Origin of the sequence: Mangrovibacterium sp. (assembly GCF_041596335.1) — a bacterium.
Lineage (GTDB): Bacteria > Bacteroidota > Bacteroidia > Bacteroidales > Prolixibacteraceae > Mangrovibacterium.
Genome location: NZ_JBFHIT010000007.1, coordinates 44,583 through 63,854 on the forward strand (window position 1 = coordinate 44,583; position 19,272 = coordinate 63,854).

Annotated in this window: 10 protein-coding genes; 2 read left to right on the plus strand and 8 right to left on the minus strand. The window is 44.5% G+C overall.

The window, feature by feature from the left end; translation table 11 throughout:
* Positions 1 to 107: 107 nt before the first annotated feature.
* The 8 genes from ABZD21_RS04400 to ABZD21_RS04435 form a co-directional block, all read right to left on the minus strand.
* A complete protein-coding gene (locus tag ABZD21_RS04400) occupies positions 108 to 827 on the minus strand; it encodes a hypothetical protein (protein WP_372773173.1) in 720 nt (239 codons plus the stop codon).
* A complete protein-coding gene (locus ABZD21_RS04405) occupies positions 824 to 5,536 on the minus strand; it encodes an efflux RND transporter permease subunit (RefSeq protein ID WP_372773174.1) in 4,713 nt (1,570 codons plus the stop codon). Before ABZD21_RS04405 ends, ABZD21_RS04400 begins: the two co-directional genes overlap by 4 nt.
* Positions 5,533 to 8,628: an efflux RND transporter permease subunit gene (locus ABZD21_RS04410; RefSeq protein ID WP_372773175.1), complete on the minus strand. Its 3,096-nt coding sequence runs from the start codon at positions 8,626 to 8,628 to the stop codon at positions 5,533 to 5,535. The genes ABZD21_RS04405 and ABZD21_RS04410 overlap by 4 nt, the downstream gene beginning before the upstream one ends.
* 13 nt (positions 8,629 to 8,641) lie before the next feature.
* Positions 8,642 to 9,700 (minus strand): efflux RND transporter periplasmic adaptor subunit, encoded by a 1,059-nt coding sequence (locus ABZD21_RS04415; RefSeq protein ID WP_372773176.1) that lies wholly within the window; start codon positions 9,698 to 9,700, stop codon positions 8,642 to 8,644.
* A gap of 41 nt (positions 9,701 to 9,741) precedes the next feature.
* Complete coding sequence (locus tag ABZD21_RS04420) at positions 9,742 to 11,229, minus strand: TolC family protein (RefSeq protein WP_372773178.1); 1,488 nt, start codon at positions 11,227 to 11,229, stop codon at positions 9,742 to 9,744.
* A gap of 14 nt (positions 11,230 to 11,243) precedes the next feature.
* Entirely contained in the window at positions 11,244 to 14,564 is a 3,321-nt protein-coding gene (locus ABZD21_RS04425; protein WP_372773180.1) for a hypothetical protein, read from the minus strand.
* Positions 14,565 to 14,624: 60 nt separating this feature from the next.
* Positions 14,625 to 15,518 (minus strand): ABC transporter ATP-binding protein, encoded by an 894-nt coding sequence (locus tag ABZD21_RS04430; protein ID WP_372773181.1) that lies wholly within the window; start codon positions 15,516 to 15,518, stop codon positions 14,625 to 14,627.
* A 370-nt stretch (positions 15,519 to 15,888) separates the two neighbouring features.
* Positions 15,889 to 16,503: a hypothetical protein gene (locus ABZD21_RS04435; protein WP_372773183.1), complete on the minus strand. Its 615-nt coding sequence runs from the start codon at positions 16,501 to 16,503 to the stop codon at positions 15,889 to 15,891.
* 168 nt (positions 16,504 to 16,671) lie between these two features.
* On the opposite strand from ABZD21_RS04435, the gene ABZD21_RS04440 reads away from it, so the two are divergent.
* Together ABZD21_RS04440 and ABZD21_RS04445 are read left to right on the plus strand one after the other, a co-directional pair.
* Positions 16,672 to 18,297 (plus strand): sensor histidine kinase, encoded by a 1,626-nt coding sequence (locus ABZD21_RS04440; RefSeq protein WP_372773185.1) that lies wholly within the window; start codon positions 16,672 to 16,674, stop codon positions 18,295 to 18,297.
* Between the two features lie 30 nt (positions 18,298 to 18,327).
* On the plus strand, positions 18,328 to 19,023 hold the full coding sequence (locus ABZD21_RS04445; RefSeq protein ID WP_372773186.1) for a response regulator transcription factor: 696 nt from the start codon (positions 18,328 to 18,330) through the stop codon (positions 19,021 to 19,023).
* The last annotated feature ends 249 nt before the right edge of the window (positions 19,024 to 19,272 follow it).

Here is a 19,272-nt window from a genome sequence, read left to right on the forward strand (position 1 = left end):
CTATTTTGCTATAACAGTTTGGCAGATGTATTGACCCACCTGCCGTCATTCAGGAGATTTCAAAATATTAGCGTTGCCTATGGCTCTAACTGAAACCAGCGATTAAACTAGATAAACTTTTCGCGCTTTTGCAGATTGAAAAGGCCATACAACAAAAACACCAATGCTCCGGTAAACAGGAAAATCCTGTTTTTGATCGCAATTCCTTCCCAAACCAACTCATTCATATTTCTGGGCACATTAAACGGATTTAGGAAAATATTCCACATTGTCCGCTCAAGAGTATCAGACAAAAAAAGTGCCACAACGCCCAAAATTACCATAACCACAGCTGTTCCATTACCATTTTTTATGATGGTGGAGAACATGAATGCCATGCTTCCGAGAAAGAAAACCGGGAACATGATTTGCCAGGTCATTTCCACCACACTAACCGGTGCCAAAAAAATGTAGCTTAACACAGCAAAGCCTGCCAGAATAATTGATACCAGCACAAATACCAACACCAGTCGCACCAGCCAAACTTTGTACCGGTAATCGGGAATGCCGAACAGAATTTCCAGAATTCCGGCATCAACATCATTCTGAATACCAAAGGTCATTGGATAAAAGATGAGCAATATGGCCGGGAACATTAATATTCCGTATATGAATTCTTCGTCGGGCAGTTCTCCATTGATAACTCCCATGATAGAAATGAACACATAGAAAGCTAAAGCCGCCAACAAAAACCAGATGAACCGCCCGGCAAATATAATTCGGAAATTATACCGAATCATACTGAGGATCAGGTCGATTGTATTGCGTATTTTTCGTTTATCCATCATTTTAAGTCTTTAATCAAACACAAGTAAGCGTCTTCAAGCATCGGTTTTACTTCGATAGCGTCGATCGAAGGCTTCTCTTTGGCTAGCAGCCGTAAACGAATTTTATCTTCAACACGCATATGGTGAACAACCATTTGCTTATTCGGCATTTTATCGAATTCGGCAGCAGGCACATCATATTGCCAAACCAGTTTGTCAGCCAGGTTCACCATATTCATTGGAGAACCATGATATTTCAACCGGCCACGAATAATTACGGCGACCTGATTACACGAGCTTGCAATATCTTCGATAATATGTGTTGAAAAGATGACTATTCGCTCCCGGCTCAACTCAACCAACAGGTTTCGGAAACGGATGCGTTCGCGCGGATCCAGACCAGCAGTTGGTTCATCAACCACAAGAATACGTGGCAGATGCAACAGAATTTGTGCAATTCCGATACGTTGTTTCATTCCACCCGAGAAGGAACCAATTTTCTCCGTCCGGCGATCGTACATATGAACGGCTTTAAGGACATATTCCAGACGTTTCTCGCGCTCTTCCACATCGGTCAACCCCTTCAACATTGCCTGATATTCAAGGTAATCCCATGCCGGCATATTTTCGTAGGTGCCAAACTCCTGAGGCAAGTAACCAATCAGTCCTTGCAGTTCCTCCCGTTTTTCCTGAGTGTCTATTCCGTTAATCCATATTTTACCGTAACTCTGTTCCAAAATTCCGCAGATGGTGCGCATCATCGTTGATTTACCGGCACCATTGGGTCCCAGTAGCCCGAACATTCCAGTGTTAATTTCGAGCGATACTCCGTTAAGAGCTTTGAAGGGCACTTTCTGTTTTCCAATCAATGGGATTTGTTTCACCAATCGGTAGACAGTGCGGCGCAACAAACCGAAGCGACCGGTGATCCGGTCTACATTCACCTTTTCGTTGTAAAGCCTTTTTGCAGTTACCGAAACCACCAAGCCCAAATACCACAAGGCGGCAAAGGCGGCAACAAGTCCAATGTAGTTTGTTTTCCGATACAGCACCACCAGCTCCACCAAAGGAAGAAACCAGAAAATAGCTTGTTCACTTCGTTTTCCAAGAACGCCAAAAACAGGTTTCTTGGTTTCGTCATACCTGTTGTTCAGATAGATCGATATTGGAGTCCACATGGCGAGCACATAGAAATAAACCATCAACATCATAAAGGAAATCCAGAATGCATTGACCAGAAAAAAGAAGGTGAAATAGATGAAAAAGCCCAACAGAGGCAATTGCCAAATGAGTTGATCGAACTCACGAATTGAGCGGAACTCTTTTTCCAGCCCGGCGCGACGGCGAATATTGAGTCCACCAATCCACTCGCGTGAGAAACGTCCCGGACGATCGTAAATCTTAACTAAATTCTGAATCCGTATTTGAACTTTCTCGTTCGGATCAATCAACTTAGTGCCGGCTTTCTTCAAGCTGTTCAGCACAAACCAGGTTGTTCCCGGGATAAGCACCACTGCTAATACCGTATCGAGCATCTGCCAGGTAAGATCGTCTACTTCAATATAAATTAAAGCAAAAGCACCGACGATTAAAATCAGTTGAACCGCCTTCAATTTCCAGCTAAGCGAATGGAACCACTCCAGCGCATTTTCCAAACCTGAATAAAGTGTTGGGATGAAAATCAGCGTCAACAAGGTACTCAGGGCTAGACCTCCAATAACGATGATCGCGAACGGAGCACCAATTACGCTTACATATTCGGCCTGCCCCATTGCTAGCGGCACCATGGCTACGATCGTTGTGATAGCTGTAATCAGGATTGGGCGAACGCGCGAAAGCCCTGCTGTCATGAGTGCCCGCGAGCGCCGATAGCCACGTTTACGAAGGATATTACTATAATCGATCAGGATAATCCCATTATTAACGACCACTCCCAACAATATCAGGAAGCCGATCATGGTGTTGGCGTTAAACAAGCTATTACCTGTGATAATGAGAGCGATAAGTGAACCAATTGCGGCCAGAGGAATAGAAAACAGCAGCACAAAAGGTGTGACCACCGATTCGAAAACCGATGCCAGAATCATGAATATAAGCAGAATAGCCGCTCCAATCAAAAAGTAAAATTCGTCCAATTCACTGTCCTCATGGATCACTTCGGCAGCAATACCGGTTGGAAACGAATAATTGGCGACAAGATTATCAATCTCATAGCGGTACGATGCCAACAAATCCTTCGAACTTTGCGCGTCAGACACCAGACTGTAGGTAATCTCGATCTGCTTCTCCTGATTAACCCGGTTGATACCTGAAAGGCCTCGGGCATAGACAAGTCTCGTAAAATCCTGGAGATCATGCAAACCATCACTATCATCGCTCACCTGTACTATTTTCAGATCGTCCATTGTGCGGGCCTGCTCTTCTGTTTCATCGGCATCCTGGTTGATGATAATTTCATACTCATCGACTCCCTGGTTAAACATCACTCCGGTGGAAACTTCACCCGAGAAAGAATTCAGCTCGCTGGATACATTCGACAAGTTAATCCCCAGCTCTGTCATCACCAGTGGGTCGAAACGCATATGCACTTCGGGTTGATTATCGGAAACATTCAGCCTCACCCGATTGATGATGTCCATATTTTCGAGGAAATAACGCAGGTCTTCAGCAACTGTTTGCATCATTTCAAAGTCTTGCCCTTTCAGTACAATTTTTTCTTCATCGGTACCAATACCCAGCATTTTCTGAAAACTCATCATCTTTCCGCTACCGCCAAAACCGCCACCGCCACCTCCGCCGCCTGAGCTGGTTTGCTCAAACGAAACTTCAGCGGGATTGATGTCTTTCACCAACTCATAGGCTGCATTTTTTATTTCAGCGAAAGTTCGTCCATCGACCTTGTCATAGTCTTCAACCAGTTTTAGAGTGACATTGGCCGATTCCTCTTCAATACGACTCACCACGTCCAGTCTTTCTTTCACCTCCGCCAGCTTTTCCTCCATTTTCTGAACCGTCTCGTCAGTCTTCGTCAGGCTCGACCCTGTAGGCATAGTTACGTAAAGTTGAATCTCGTCGTTTTCAACTTCAGTTAACGAGCTCACGCTAACAGTTAGCGCTAAAAAGATGGTGATAAAAAAGATGACTACTGCGCCCAAAACAGTTGCTGCCGGAAAGCGCATGCATGATTTTAGCAACAACAAGTAAATCTGAACCATCCGGTTATTGGTTGTTACCCGTTCAAAGGCAATTTCCTTTCCTCGTCTTCCTTTCAGGATATAATGAATGGCCATTGGCACAAACAGCAGCGCAACAATCAACGAAACTACCAAGGTCGATATGATTGAAACGCCAACGTTTTTCCCAAGCATTTCAACCATATAGTTACTCGAAAATACGAAAGGCAGGAAAACCGTTATCGTTGTCAACGTAGCGGCCACGATCGAACGCCAAACTTCGCTGGTTCCTTGTGTTACCGCCGTATCGGCATCAACACCCTTTCCGGCCAGCCGATAAATATTTTCGAGCACAACAACACTGTTGTCGAGCAGCATGCCCACCGCCAGCGCCATACCAACCAATGTTAAACTATTGAGGGTGATACCGTAGGCGTAGAAAAAGTTGAAAGCGGTAAAAATTGAAACAGGAATCGCCAGGGCGATAAAGGCCACAATACGTACGTTCTTTAAAAACATCCAGAGTACAAACACAGCCATAAAGCCGCCCACCAATGCCAGATTAATAATTTGGTCGATGTTGGCTTCCATTGTTTCTGCCGAGTTGCTCTGTACAACCAGTTGTACATCTTTGGTCTTCAGCTTTTCATTTAGCTTATCAACCAATTCCAAGGTCTTGTGCGAAAGCTCGATCTGATTTGCCTGCGAATCATTAATCAACTGAACAGTAATGGCGTCCAGCCCATTTACCCGACTGTAGCTGGTTTGTTCTTTCACGCCAAACCGAACCTGCGCCACATCTTTCAACAGAATAGGGCCGTCGGCAACCACCAGGTTTTCAATGTCGGCAACTTGCTCGTATTGAGCTGTTACATGCACAAAGTAAAGCCGGTCTTGTTCTTTTAGATTACCTACATAGGTTCTCGATTGCGAATTCGAGCTGAGTTTCGAACGTAGGTTGGCCGCCGTTATGTTGTAAGCCTCGCAAGCTCCGGGGTCAGGAATAATTTCGATGGTTTTTTGCTGACCGCCATAAACATTCACGCCGGCAACACCGTCGAGGTTCTCCAAATCACTCACCACTTCTTCGTCAACCACATTGCGAACCCGATCGACACCCCCACTGCCACGAGCCTGCAATTCCATGAAATTGTTATTCATTTGTGTCAGATCGACCCGATTGACGGTTATCCGAATATCTTCGGGGAGGCTCGACTCCATCTCATTCACTTTTTCCTGAAGTTTCAGGTAAGCAAAATTAAAGTCGACATTTTTCTGGTAGTAAACCACAATGCTTCCACGTCGGGAGTTTATGCTCGACTCCAGCGACTCAATCCCCTCGAGCGTACTGATGGCTCCTTCCAGCGGAATGACCACCTCATTTTCGAGGTACGAAGGATCGGCTTCACGAGTTGAGACCGCCTGCACATACAGGAACGGAAGTTCCGCGTTTGGCAACAACTCGACACCCAACTGCTTGTACGACACATAGCCCAAGAGGGTAAGGCCGATAAACAGCATGCTAATCAGGGTCTTTCTATCTATAATAAACCTCATAATTCATTGCTTTCAGCTGCGGGTTTCACAAATCGATCTTTAACGCGTTCAAAAATTTCGTATACACAGGGAATCACCACCAGCGAAAGCAGGGTCGATGTGACCATCCCTCCGATAACAGCCAACGCCATCGGGGAGCGCAACGAAGCACTTTCGCCGAAACCAAGTGTTAGCGGAAGCAGAGCCAGAATGGTCGTCAAACTTGTCATCACAATTGGTCGTATCCGTTGTTGGCCTGCCTGTATAATTGCTTCGCGCCGCGTCAGTCCGTTTTTCCGTAATTGCAAAATTCGGTCGACCAAAATGATGGCGTTGTTTACGGCAATACCTGCTAACATAATGACCCCAATAAAAGCCATCATGTTAAACGATTTGCCCAGGAAGAAGAAGGTCCAAATGGAACCAACTACAGCCATAGGAATGGTAAGCAGGATGGTGAATGGATGCAACAACGACTCGAATTGAGAAGCGAGCACCATATAAACCAGAATGATTGACAGAATCAGAGCAAAGCCCAGACTGTCCATTGATTCCTGCCGCTTGGCTTCTTCACCGCTAATGTTGATTTTATAATCCAGTGGCAAATCGATCGGTGCAATCGCAGCTTTAATTTCTTTCACAGCTTTGTCGAGCGGCGTTTTTTTGTCGAGCTGAGCAGTAATTTTTCCGATTCGGTTTTGGTTGCGACGGAAAATTTCTTTCGGCGACTGCCCCATTTTGATGGTTGCCAACTCGTTCACAAAAAATTCCTGCCCATTGCCTGTAATTCTCAAATCGCTTAAATCAACCAACCCTTTGTCGGGTAATTTCAGGTAGATGTCCTGCATTTCGCCCATACGCTCAACCTCCCCGGCTTCTTTCCCCGACAATTGATCCTGAATTTGCGTAACAATGCTGCTCACGCTCAGGTTCTGCATGCCGGCTCGCATACGGTCGACCATAATTTCAACTTCAGGCGATCCCTCTTCCATCGATGATTCGATGTTGTAAATGCCCGGCAAATTTTCGATCTGCCCTCTGACTTCAGCCACCAGCGATTCAATATCTTGCAAATCGGTTCCCTGAACCTCAATTACCAGCGGTGCTTCATCGGTTCCCATTATACTTTTTAGGGCCGTCTCGTCCTGTTTGTAGCTAATTTCCGTTTCGGGAATGTCGCCCAAGGTATTACTAATGGCCCGAATGGCTTCGGTTGATGCCATCTGACTATCTGCCTTCAATATAATTTTTACTGTCGCTGTATTTTCACCTTCAAAAATGGATGACGAACTGGTGCTTATTCCGGTTGACGGACCAACTTCACTGTAAATGGTTTCCAAATTCTCTCCCAGCAATTCAGTTACAATATTTTCGATGTTTTCAACGGCCGAACCGGTTCGTTCCAAACGAGTTCCTTCGGCCATACGAATGTCCATGCTAAACTCGCGGGTTTCGGTTTTCGGCATAAATTCGGTTCCAATCATCGGAACCAACAAAACCGAAACACCAAGCAAAACCACCGAAAAAAGGACAATAAGCCATCGCCGGTTGAGCATTTTGTCCAGAAAACGTCCGTAGCCTTTCACCTGAACCGTTTGAACTTTAACAGTTTTTCGGTTCTTATAAAAAAGGTTGAAAAGCATGGGGATAACTAAAATCGCCACCACTAAGGACGAAATCAGCGAGAAAGCCACCGTCCAGGCTTGATCTTTAAAGAGTTCGCCCGATGCGCCATGCAAATAAACGATGGGTAGGAATACCACAATGGTTGTTAGCGTTGATGCAGTGATTGCTCCACTCACCTGCGCGGTTCCTTCAATTGCAGCTTCTTTCACAGACATGCCCTCGTCGCGGTTCCTGAAAATATTTTCCATCACCACAATGGCATTGTCCACCAACATACCGGCGCCAAGAGCCAGCCCCCCGAGTGTCATAATATTCAATGTCAGATCATTGAAATACATTAGGTTGAAGGTGGCAATTATAGAAATTGGTATCGCAATACTAATAATGAGCGTACTGCCAATTCGACGTAAGAACAAAAACAACACAAAAACAGCCAGGACAATACCCAGCAAGGCTGAGTTGGCGACTTCGTTAATCGCTCCGTTTATGAATGTTCCCTGGTTTGAAACCATAGTTAGGTGATAACCCGGCAAAGCTTTTTCAATGTTGCCTATTTCGTTATTGATCGCTTCTACGGCTTTCACCGTATTGAACTTTGTTTCTTTGTATATCGACAGCCCCAGGCAACGTTGGCCATTGAGGCGAACAATATTCTCCGGGTCTTTATTTTGAATGCTTACTTTTGCTACCTCGCGTAAATAGATCGGTGCATACTCAGATTCGCTATTGCTGGCATCCACTTGTTTATAGCCCACAATTACTTGCTCAAAATCCTCAACATCAACAAGTAAACTAATCCCTTTCACCACATAACGGGTGCCCATTTCCTCAATGCTTCCCCCCGAAATGCTTTCATTGAAGTTGCCGATTCTGGTTGAAATACCATCCAATGTCAATCCAAAAGCGTCCAGCAGATACTGGTTTGTCTCAATCAAAATCTGCGGTTCCTCATCACCGGTTACTTCCACTTCAGCTACTCCTTCAAGTCGAACCAACTCGTTACGGATATAGTTTTCGGCGACCTTGCGCAGCTCGTTCATATCGTCCACATTGCTGTGGGTAAGACCCAACTGCATGACCGGTGTTGTATTGGGGTCGTGCTGAGTGATGTTTATCTCATCAAGATCCTCATTTTGAGCATAGCTGGAAACGGCTTTCTGCAAATCCAGAAATGCATCGTCCATATTTTTGTTCCAGGCATATTCTACGGTAATCTGGGCGCTCCCAACTTTCGAGATCGACGACACCTCAACCACATCCGATTGGCGAATCGATAAGGCTTCGAGGTTTTCGACAAACTGTTTTTCTATTTCTTCAGGAGGTCGTTCTCCGGCTTCAAGCTCGATATACAAACGCGGGTTATTCATATCCGGAAACAAGTCAATCCCCAGCTTGTCGTATGAGATCGACCCCAGAAGTAAAACTCCGAGTACAATCATCAGAATCGTTACCGGGAACTTGACCGAAAATTCGCTTAAATTTCTCACGGTTTACCCCTTTCTATTTGATGATTTTAACTTTGGAGCGATTGCGCAGCGTTTCAAAGCCTTTCACCACCACACGATCGTTAGCAGCGAGCCCCGAGGTAATTTCTACCCGGTCGTTGTCTTCATATCCAAAGGTGACTTGTTTTTCTTCGGCAGTACCTTGGGTTACAACAAAAACCGTTTTACCCCGACGGTTTGATGTGACGATACTTTTGGGAATCACCACAACACTGTCCTTTCGATCGAGAATAATTTCAGTTTGAACAAACATTCCCGGACGCAGTTTCAATTCCGGGTTTTCAACCACCAATTTGCCCAAAAATGTGCGGGTTTCGGTGCTAATTGCAGGCGACAGCTCGGCCACTTGCCCTTGCAATGTATCATTTGGAAGGGTGTAGTTCATCACCCGGATGTTCTGGCCCTGGTGAATATCGTTGATGTATTTTTCGGGAAGATTGACTTCAAGCAATAGTTTACTGTAGCTCATCAGTCCAACAACTGATGTACCACTGGAAACCCGTGTTCCCTGGGTGAAGGTAGGCAGCTCGGTGATAATACCCCGAAAAGGAGCGCGAACCTGCAACTTACCCAATTGAATTTGAGCCAGCTCGAAATTATCTCTGGCATTCACGAGTGAAACCTCCGCGCTGCTCATTTCACTTAAAGTGACACCGCCTTTGTCGTACAGCGATTTCTGCTTTTCGTACGTTTGCTCAGCTATTTTCAGGCTCAGTTGGGTAGACTCTAAGCCGATACCATTCAGATATTCTTCGTCCTTCAATTCAACGATCAGCTGACCTTTTTCAACCAAATCACCCAAAGCGAATGCGCGTCCGGTTTTCGGATTGTTCTTCAGAACATAGTCGCCGCTGGTTTCAGTGGTGAGCGTTGTCTGCTGCGAGGCGCTTACGGTCCCGGTTGAACTGATGGTTTGTTCGATGGAACTCAATTTAATATCATCGACAGAGACCGGAATAGCCAGGTCGGTTTCGGTATTGCTGCTTTGGTTGTTGCAGGCGGAAATCCCTAAAAAGGTAACAAAGACCAGGGGGGCATATAATTTAATATTCATATTGGTATTGTTTTTCAAATAGCGGTTTATTCTCGATTCAATTAGTTTTTACTTTCAGGTTGAAGGATCTCCATTGGAAATATCGCTTCGTTTCGCTCGAAATCGTACAGAGTTTGTATTTTTAAGTTGAGCAGTTCAATTTTGTAGTTGATAAGAGCCTGCGCATAGGCCATTTTTTTTGTCGACAACTGATTCTGATATAGATTCAGATCCATACCGGTAAGATCTCCATTATTATATCGCTCCTGATTAATTTCGTAGGTCAACTGAGCGTTTTTCTCGTTTTGCTTCGCAATATCGATTTGTGTTTGTTGGTTCTGAAGGCTGCGGCATACCGACCGAATATCGATCACAATTTGTGTCTTTTCTTCGTCCAGACTGAGTTCCCTGGTTTGAATTATTGCTTCTTGTGCTTTGATTCGCGCTTTCTTTTCGCCCCAATCAAACAGCGGCACATTAAACGAGACCGACACTCGCGGGTTCTGGGTTGGGTTCGCGTAAATATCTTCCAGGTTTTTATTGTCACCAATAATCCCGATTGACATATTTACTTCACCCTCAAACTCATTCAAGGCCTTGGTCGTAATCAGATCGAACTGTGAATTTTCAACTTCGATTTCACGCTGACGGATTTCCATACGCGAATTGAGGCCATATTTGATTGCCTGCTGCATATCGACCTCAACCGATGTCGCGTTTACATCTGCCATCACAGTAATTTCTTCAAAAATGTCCATTCCGATGTACTGCTTAAACAGGTCTTTTGCACTTTCGAGTGCAACCCGTTGGTTTTGCACATCCGATTTCGACGTTGCAAAATTCAATTCGGCCTGGTAAAGCTCTTCCATCGCCGATAAGCCGGCTTCCACTTTATTTTTGGTTATCTCGTAGGTCTTCTCCGTATTTGCCAACTCGTCCTGAGCAATTTTTAAACTCATTTGAGCTGTATAAACATCGTAAAAATACTGCGTAACCAGCTTTTCAAGGTTTAACTTCTGCATGGCATAGCTCAGGTTCGAATTCTCGAGGTCCAGCTCGAGAGTTTTCAATTCAAGCTTCAGCTTATTGTAAGTAAAAAGCGGCTGACTTACACTCAGATATAAATTATTGGTAAACGATTCGTTTTCGACCCCACTGGCTGTACTATTACTTTTTTGCCATCCGAACCGGTTGACCAGCGACACAGTTCCATCGGTAACCAACACCGGCTGGGCGACGGTAAACGTTCCGTATGATTGATAACTTTCATTGGTATACCAAGTTGACGTATAATCGTCGAACGAGCGGTTTTTGCTATAATCAACCGGATTGAGGCTCAACGTAAACTGCGATTTCAATGCAGCTTTCTGGGCTTTTAACAATTGCTGCGAACGCTCCAGACTAAGGAGTGAAGTTCGAATTGAGGGGCTGTTTTGTTGGGCAATCTCGAGCGCCTGATCCAGGGTCAGAATCTGCTGGGCAAACAGCATTTCTGCCGGCAAGAGCAAGCAAATGAGCAGTAGTTTTGTTTTTGAAAGCAAGAGTTTCATCGTATGAAATGGTTTTATTGTTTAATCAATTTTATCGCGTCGGCAACAACGACACTCCCCGTGTTCAGGTTCGACAGTTCAACCAAAGCTGTATCGCGCGAAAAGTAAAAGGCTCCCAGATGGTTCCATCCTTCATCGGCCGATTTAACTTCAACGACTGCTTTTTCGCTGCCATCATCGTGGTGAATGGTGTAATGAAATTCCCCCGGATTCCGGTTTCTGCGTCTTTGACCTTCTTTATAAACGAAAGCATACACATCGTAAAAACCAGCATCCGTAATCGGAATATTCCAGCGGGCAACCTGGTCGCCCTCGCCCGAACGTATGTAATAAGCCGAACGAATATAGGCTCCGTAAAATGAAGAATTAGTTGTCAAAGTCCACGTTCTGGGTGCACGCCAACCATTAAATCCCTGGTATTTATCGGTGGTGGCATCATCGTCAATCAGCAGTTGCCGCAATAGGCTAACTTGCTGGCTGGCACTAATTTCGAAGCCGGGATCTTCATTATCCAAAATAATTTCATTGTCTTCGGCAATTCGCACAGGACTATCAACCACTTCTTCACCTTCAAAAGGAATGGCTTTCGGATCTTCTTCAATATTATCCAAACGGAGTTGAATTTCGGAGGGAATATTTCGCGACACCAGGGTATTAATGGTTGCTCCCCGCGGTGTGCCCGACAGCAAAAAGCTAACTTCTTTGGTTTGATTGCCATCCAGATGAATCAATTTACTGACATTGTCCGACGAACTGCTGCTTCGCCCAAAACCTCCTCCGGTGCGGAATTCTACCAATAAAATGCCTTCTGTATTTTCGGTGTTACTTACCTTAAATTTCACCATTGTTTTCAGTTGGTCAACATCTAACACATTCACCGCCGAAATAGGTCCAATTAAAAAAGCAGGCAGATCGGTACTGGCGAACCAGTTTTCCATGTACGGAATCAGGTCGATATCGAATTCGTTTTTGGCCTGCCGGTTGAAATCTTCAATGGAGGCATTCGCAAATTTCGCTTTGCTAAGGTAATCGAACAGGAAGTCTTCAAAGGCTTCGTCGCCTGCTTGTCGTTTGATGATTGAAAACAATGCGGTTCCTTTCAGTTGGATGACATTGTCGATGATCTGTTTTTGATCAGGATCTTCCAGTAAATCTTCGAAACTATGCGACAATAACGCCAGGTTTGCTTCTTCATTTTCCGACATTCCTTGCAGATCGCGCATCCAGCCCATCGTGCTGTTATTGAGTTGCCCTTTCTTGTAGCCCTCAAAAACACGGTCAGTAATCGGCCACCGATCCGAAGAAATGTAGTAGGCGTAATTATAGAACAACGGAAAAATGTAGTAGATATTTGGTTGCTCTTCAACCTGCATTTGTCCCTGGGAACGACTAAAATTTGGTCGGCCTGACTTTGAAGTGAACGAAGAAATAAAATTCTTCAGCACCTGAATCTTTTTTTCTTCCGGGGTCATATCTTCATTCCGATCCCGAGAGCCGAAACGCCCCTGATTTTCCATTCGTCCGGCAAAATCGGCATCGTTCACCAATAGTCCTTTCTCAGCAAACAACACCATTTCCGGCTGCGTTTGCTCACGCGATCCGGTTAGCACCCGGTCGTAACTACAGAATTGAATGGGCGTTTCAACAATCGAAAACTGCTCGAACGGATAATACATGTCCAACGATCGTTCAAAATCCTGTAAGGCCTCGGTCACAACTGCCGGAATCGTATCTTTAATATCTTCAAAAAAAGACGAAAAATAGTCGTGTCCCTTTTTTACGTAGATATTGAAACTCAACCCATCAATGTCTTGTTCAATCCGCTCATAGTCGCCAATTACCAGGGATATTTGCGAATTGGCATGGGTCGATTCGAACCGGAAGGTATTGCCGTCCTGTTCAGCTTTTCCTTGTGAAATCGCTGTCAGTCCGTCGGTTGTTGTTACCGACAGCTTATAATTACTGAATTGCCTTGCAAACCACTGGCTATTGTTCGGACTATACCCTGCTCCGGGAACCGGGTACCAACCGTTCTCACGCGTAAGCAGAACATAGTCTTCGGTTAGGAAAGCATAGCGCTTGTCGATCTGATACAGAAAGTTCCGAAACGCTTCGCCACGGGTTTCTTCATCAATATCCAGGTAAGTTGCAGCTTCATTGATGAATCCGGAATAGCGGAATTCCAGCGCAGCATTTTCACCCGGTTGAATTTGAAAATCCGTCAGTTTGATGAGCCCCTGAGTCTGCTCAAAACGCTGAGGCTGACCATTCGCGGTCAAATCGTCCAGTTTCAATCCAGGGTTCAAACTAAAGATTACTTCTTTTATTGGCTTAGCCTGTGTATTGCCGATTGTAAGCTTCGCTGCAACTTTAATTTGGTCGCCTTCATGTTGCAGTTGAATGTCGTAGTCGCTCACCTGAACCGCTTTTGTGTCGCGGTAGTTCTCATTAATTGCAATCATCTCGGCCCGCAGGTTTTGTTCCTGCAAAAACTGGTTAACATGTTTGTAGCCCAGAAATACACCAAAAACCAGACATATGGTTCCCAGGATGCTGGCAATATACCGAACGGCGTTGGAGTGCGGGAGCCTTTTCAGCATAATTATGGTGTACAGAATGAAGGACAATCCCAAAAAGAAATACATTCCGCGATGCACCAACAGGGTTTGAACATTGCCAAACCCTACAAAATCGGAATAGGCCATCGGGATATTGAAGGCCATATAATCGAATAGGTAGTAGAATTTGTCCTTGAGGTAAAAGAGCGCGATGGCAACATATCCCAACAAAACGACAAAAGTGACCGCCTGATTTTTTATCAGTGACATGAGTAGAAACGACAGCCCCATGATGTACATCAGCGTCGGAACACTAATGAGCAGGAAATAATATAGATAAACGAGGTAGTTTGGCTCGGTATCTTTGGCTATAAAATTAAATACCAGGGCAATACCCAGAATAATCAGATTGAGGACAATGAAAACACCCAGATTGCCGAGTGTTTTTCCAATCACATATTCGCCATTGGTCATGGGTCGGACATAAATTACTTCGGTGGTGTCCAGTTTTTTATCGCGTTTCAGAAAGTCGCTGGCTAAAAAGATGGCTATAATCGCCTGAACCACATTCAACAGAAGAAGGTTGACGTAAGGTATGTTTGCCGGAATTCCTTTCATCGCCCACATTCCGGTTCCACCTGCCTGCAAAAGGGTTCCAACATTGAAAAAAATGAGCACCACCATTGCCAGAATAGCAAATATGCGAAAGAACCAGGAACGCAGAAGCGTTTTGGTTTCATACAACGCAATAGACCGGATATTGTGAAGAGAAATCATAGGTAGTATTTTGTAGTTGTCGTTGTTAATTGGTAGTCGGTTGTTGTTAATTCCGCTTCTCTATACCGAACTCCATTGGTTCAGTTGTTTTTCCATGAAATAAACATAAGCATGCTCCAGATTGGGATCGATGTTTTGCCCGTAGTATCCGTTTATTTGGTCGGCCACAATCTGAATTTCCCAGCCTTCGGGCGTTGGAACCGTTGAAATCACCGGATACTTTTCGTTGATCTCCAAATATTCACTTTCTGTGGCTTTTATCAACCACACTTTACCATTCGCCTGGCTCACTATCTCGTCGGGCGATCCACTGTAGGCCAATTCGCCTTTATTAAGCAAAGCCATGTTTTTACAAGTACTCGAAATATCTCCAACGATATGGGTTGAAAGAATGATGGTCACCTCCTGCGTTGAAATGGATGATAACAGGTTGCGAAAGCGGATGCGTTCCTCCGGGTCGAGGCCGGTCGTGGGTTCATCAACAATTATTATCTTCGGACTGTTAATCAATGCTTGTGCGATCCCCAGGCGTCGTTTCATCCCTCCCGACAATCGATTGGCTTGTCGGTCGCGGGCTTCAAATAACCCAACCTCTTCCAACATGCGATCAACAGCCTGCCCACGCTCTTTGCTGTTTTTAATTCCGGCCAGCCGAGCTGCATAATCCAGAAACTCGTAGGTACTTAACTTGGAGAAAAAGCGAAAATCCTGAGGCAAATAGCCCAGCATCTGCCGAATTTCTTTTCGGTTTTTAATCAGGTCGTACCCATCGATCGTAACTTTCCCCTTGCTAGGCTGCATCAAAGTGACCAATATACGCATCAGACTCGACTTTCCCGCGCCGTTTGGCCCCAACAAACCAAACATGCCATCGCCAATCTCAAGATTGATATTATTGATTGCCCTGTTTCCGTTAGGGTATATTTTACTCAGTCCTTCAATGGTAATTTTCATGGGTCAAAATAATTAGTCGTAACAGGTTTAACTGGAGCGTAAGCACTATTTGGTAGTCAGACTTCCATTCCAACCAAACGTTTAATCCGGTTTTAGGAATTACTAAAAGTTTTTTATAATTGATTCGAATTCGGGAACTGCCTTTAAAATCGGGCAAAACTATAGCCAGTCGACAATTTACATCATTCCGGGGAGTTCAGTTGCACCGAGGAAATACTTCAAGGTCATTATTTAGTTAAAAAATCCAAAATCGCGAAAAATGAAATCGGAAGAACAGACCACGATGAATAAACAATAAAAGACTGCCTGTAAATGTTTTCGGCAGTCTTTCTTGTTTCATTGCTTATCTTTTATTGTGGAAAGGGAACAACTAGTTTGAGCTTTCATTCTCTATTGTCACCTCTGTTTCAAGCTCAATTTGTTTTTCCACCGGTTTTTGGCGAACGATTTCTATTTTCTCAATCCCGTTTTTCATTGTTTTCTTTTTGAACGAGATTACACCCGGGTCATTTAAATTAATCAGATCTGGGTTGGCCATCCTTTTCTTATGTATCCGATGCATCGCGCGAGGCGACTGCGGCATATCGGGGCGTCCGGGGCGCTTCAATTCTCCTTTTCCGTTCCCTCTATGTTGCATTGCCATGTGGCAGGTTGAATCTCCGTCAACACGTTTCATTTTCCTAAATTCTTTAAAGTCTTCTTTATCAAATTTCCCCATCGGTGGACGATGACCTTTGTGGTGCTTTGCAAATCGGAAATTTTTCATTTCTCGTTTCATCACCGAATCACCATCCCAAACCAGCTCTTCATCACCTGTAATCATCGTATCGAGTTCGGTTACTACTCCGTTTTCAACCTTAACCATTTTCAGATGCTTCTGAACTACGGGTTTCTCAACTTGACCATCGTTTGAACTTTGCGCCGAAACCGGAATATTCAGAAGAACGATACCGGCCAGCAATGTTGTTTTTAAAATTGTTTTCATTTCTATTTTCTTTTTGTTTGAATGTCTGAAGCAAAGATAGGACCGGCCCCACTGTGAATGAGTTAAGACCCACTTAAAATGAGTTAAAGAAAAGTTAAAGTTGAAATCGACTGTTGCTTAAAGCGTTATATTTGAGCCGAAAGTTAGATCCGGAAACGACAAAAAGAAATGAGCAAGCAAACGTTTAGCTATATTATTATATTGATGGGACTGTCGATAGTGGGTATTATCCTGGTGCAGATTGTCTGGATAAATAATGCCATCGAGGTTCGGAATGACTTATTCAATAGGAGTATAAATGAGGTGCTGAACCGTGCTGCAGAGCGATTGGAAGACGAACAGAACTTCCGGATCTTTACACGGGCGGACGGTGCTGATTCTCTCCAGCGGGTTAAACGGAATTCTCCTCCGCTGCCACGGCGCCAAATTCGAATGATCCGCGACAAACAACATAAATCGCCTGCCCGGGTCGAAATAGTTGACGATAGTAGCGGAATCCGAACACATAGCTTTACCTTTTCGGATGCGAATAACAAGCAAATACAAACCGAAACAATCGTAGTGGCAAGTCGGGATACGGTACTGAGCGACACCAAAACTTTTATTGACCAAAACCGTCAGCGACTCGACTCGATCGACCGCTTTTTAGACTCACTAAAGACGATTTCGCCAGGACTGCACCAACGGATTGAACTGAAAGCAAATAACCTGCATAAATTTTCGAACCGAGTGATCTCTGAACTATCTGAACTGGATCGGAGCATGCCCGCTCCGGAAGAAATCCGGGCTGCTTTGAGTCATGAGCTTACCCATCGTGATATTCCGATTGACTTCGAATTTGCGATTTCGGAACACGACACGATTCGGTATTTATCGGAGGATTCCGATAGTCTGGCTCTGCTTGAAAGCCCTTTTCAGGTTCCGGTTTTCCCCTATGCTATTTTTAGCCGCGAAACGAAGCTGCATGTTTATTTCCCAAATCAAGGAAGGCATTTGTACCGTTCCATTAGTTGGCTACTGGCAGCCTCTCTGATATTCTCCTTAATCATTTTGTTGACTTTTGGGTTGAGTATTCTTTTTATGTTGCGACAGAAAAAAATCTCGGAAATGAAAACCGACTTCATCAACAACATGACCCATGAATTTAAAACCCCCATCGCCACCATATCAGTAGCCGCTGATTCGATCCGCAACGAGAAAGTGATCCACCAACCGGAGCGAATCAACTTCTATGTCGATATGATTAAAAAGGAAAACAACCGCATGAACAGGCAGGTGGAAGATATTTTAACCATCGCCCGCCTGGATAAGAAGGAATTCGAATTTCGTTGGGAATCCGTAAACATTCATCAACTGATTGAAGATGTTAGCGAAAGCATCCGACTGCAAGTGGACAAACGAGGAGGACAGTTGCTAATGCAACTAGACGCAGCCAATCCGGTGGTAACTTCCGACCGATCGCACTGCGCCAACCTCATTTATAACCTATTGGACAATGCGAACAAATACTCCACCGATGTCCCTCAGATTACAATTACAACACAGAACACAACAAAGGGGCTGATTATTTCAGTCAGCGATAAGGGAATTGGAATGACCAAAACCGTTCAGTCGAGGATATTTGAACGTTTTTACCGGCAGACTAGCGGAAATATCCATAACGTTAAGGGATTCGGACTGGGATTGAGCTATGTTCGGGCTGTTGTTGAAGCAAATAAAGGAACGATACAGGTTCGCAGTGACATTGGAAAAGGAAGCTGCTTCGATATTTTCCTACCGTTTGTGCGCGAATAATGTTTTTTTCTTTCAAATTGAATGAATCATATGACTACTGAAAATACATCTGTTTTTTTACTGGAAGACGATCTGAGCTTTGGAGCCGTACTAAAATCATATCTGGAACTAAATGACTATGAAGTTACTTGGGTTGATGATGGGAAATATGCCATAGACCGCTTTCGTGAAGGTAAATTTCAGCTTTGTTTACTGGATGTGATGTTACCTCATATTGATGGCTTTACGGTTGGAAGCGAAATCCGGAAAATCGATAAACATGTTCCGTTTATTTTCCTGACAGCAAAGAATTTGAAAGCCGATGTATTGAAAGGCTACGATGTTGGGGCCGACGACTATGTCACCAAACCGTTTGACACCGAAGTTTTGTTGCGCAAGATTCGGGCAATCCTAAACCGGGGACGAAATATGGATCAGCGCGCCACGGATTCTCATCAAATTGGGAGTTATCAATTCATTCCATCGCGACGGGCTATTAACCACGACGGGATGGAGCAAAAGCTTTCACCAAAGGAAGCGGAGCTTCTGGAATTGTTGGTAGAATATAAAAATGAATTGCTGCCTCGCGAAATTGCGCTCAAGAAAATATGGGGCGACGACGGCTATTTTACCGCCCGAAGCATGGACGTGTACCTCACAAAATTGCGGAAGTATTTGGCCAACGATCCCTCAGTGGAGATCAAAAACATTCACGGCAGTGGGTTCATACTGACGATCAGAGGCTAACCAAGCCTGATTTTGGGTGAGCGATAAACTTGAAAATCGGCATCTCTGCAAAGTTGACTCTTAGCCACTCGTTCCGGCAACAACCGAACACAATTGCAGGAGCCCAACACAACTACGTATAGCAACACACTCGTAATAGGCCCATTAACATTTGCCTCCACAACACAACGAGCAATTTAACTATCAACGAATAGTCACCGGCCAAAACCATGAATGAAGGAAACGCATCGGATTAAGGGTCGAACAGTT

Coding starts and splice junctions, on each gene's coding strand:
- ABZD21_RS04420 (WP_372773178.1), bottom strand. CDS start 11,229: ATGAAACTCTTGCTTTCAAAAACAAAACTACTGCTCATTTGCTTGCTC.
- ABZD21_RS04400 (WP_372773173.1), bottom strand. CDS start 827: ATGATGGATAAACGAAAAATACGCAATACAATCGACCTGATCCTCAGT.
- ABZD21_RS04425 (WP_372773180.1), bottom strand. CDS start 14,564: ATGATTTCTCTTCACAATATCCGGTCTATTGCGTTGTATGAAACCAAA.
- ABZD21_RS04445 (WP_372773186.1), top strand. CDS start 18,328: ATGACTACTGAAAATACATCTGTTTTTTTACTGGAAGACGATCTGAGC.
- ABZD21_RS04405 (WP_372773174.1), bottom strand. CDS start 5,536: ATGAGGTTTATTATAGATAGAAAGACCCTGATTAGCATGCTGTTTATC.
- ABZD21_RS04440 (WP_372773185.1), top strand. CDS start 16,672: ATGAGCAAGCAAACGTTTAGCTATATTATTATATTGATGGGACTGTCG.
- ABZD21_RS04435 (WP_372773183.1), bottom strand. CDS start 16,503: ATGAAAACAATTTTAAAAACAACATTGCTGGCCGGTATCGTTCTTCTG.
- ABZD21_RS04415 (WP_372773176.1), bottom strand. CDS start 9,700: ATGAATATTAAATTATATGCCCCCCTGGTCTTTGTTACCTTTTTAGGG.
- ABZD21_RS04430 (WP_372773181.1), bottom strand. CDS start 15,518: ATGAAAATTACCATTGAAGGACTGAGTAAAATATACCCTAACGGAAAC.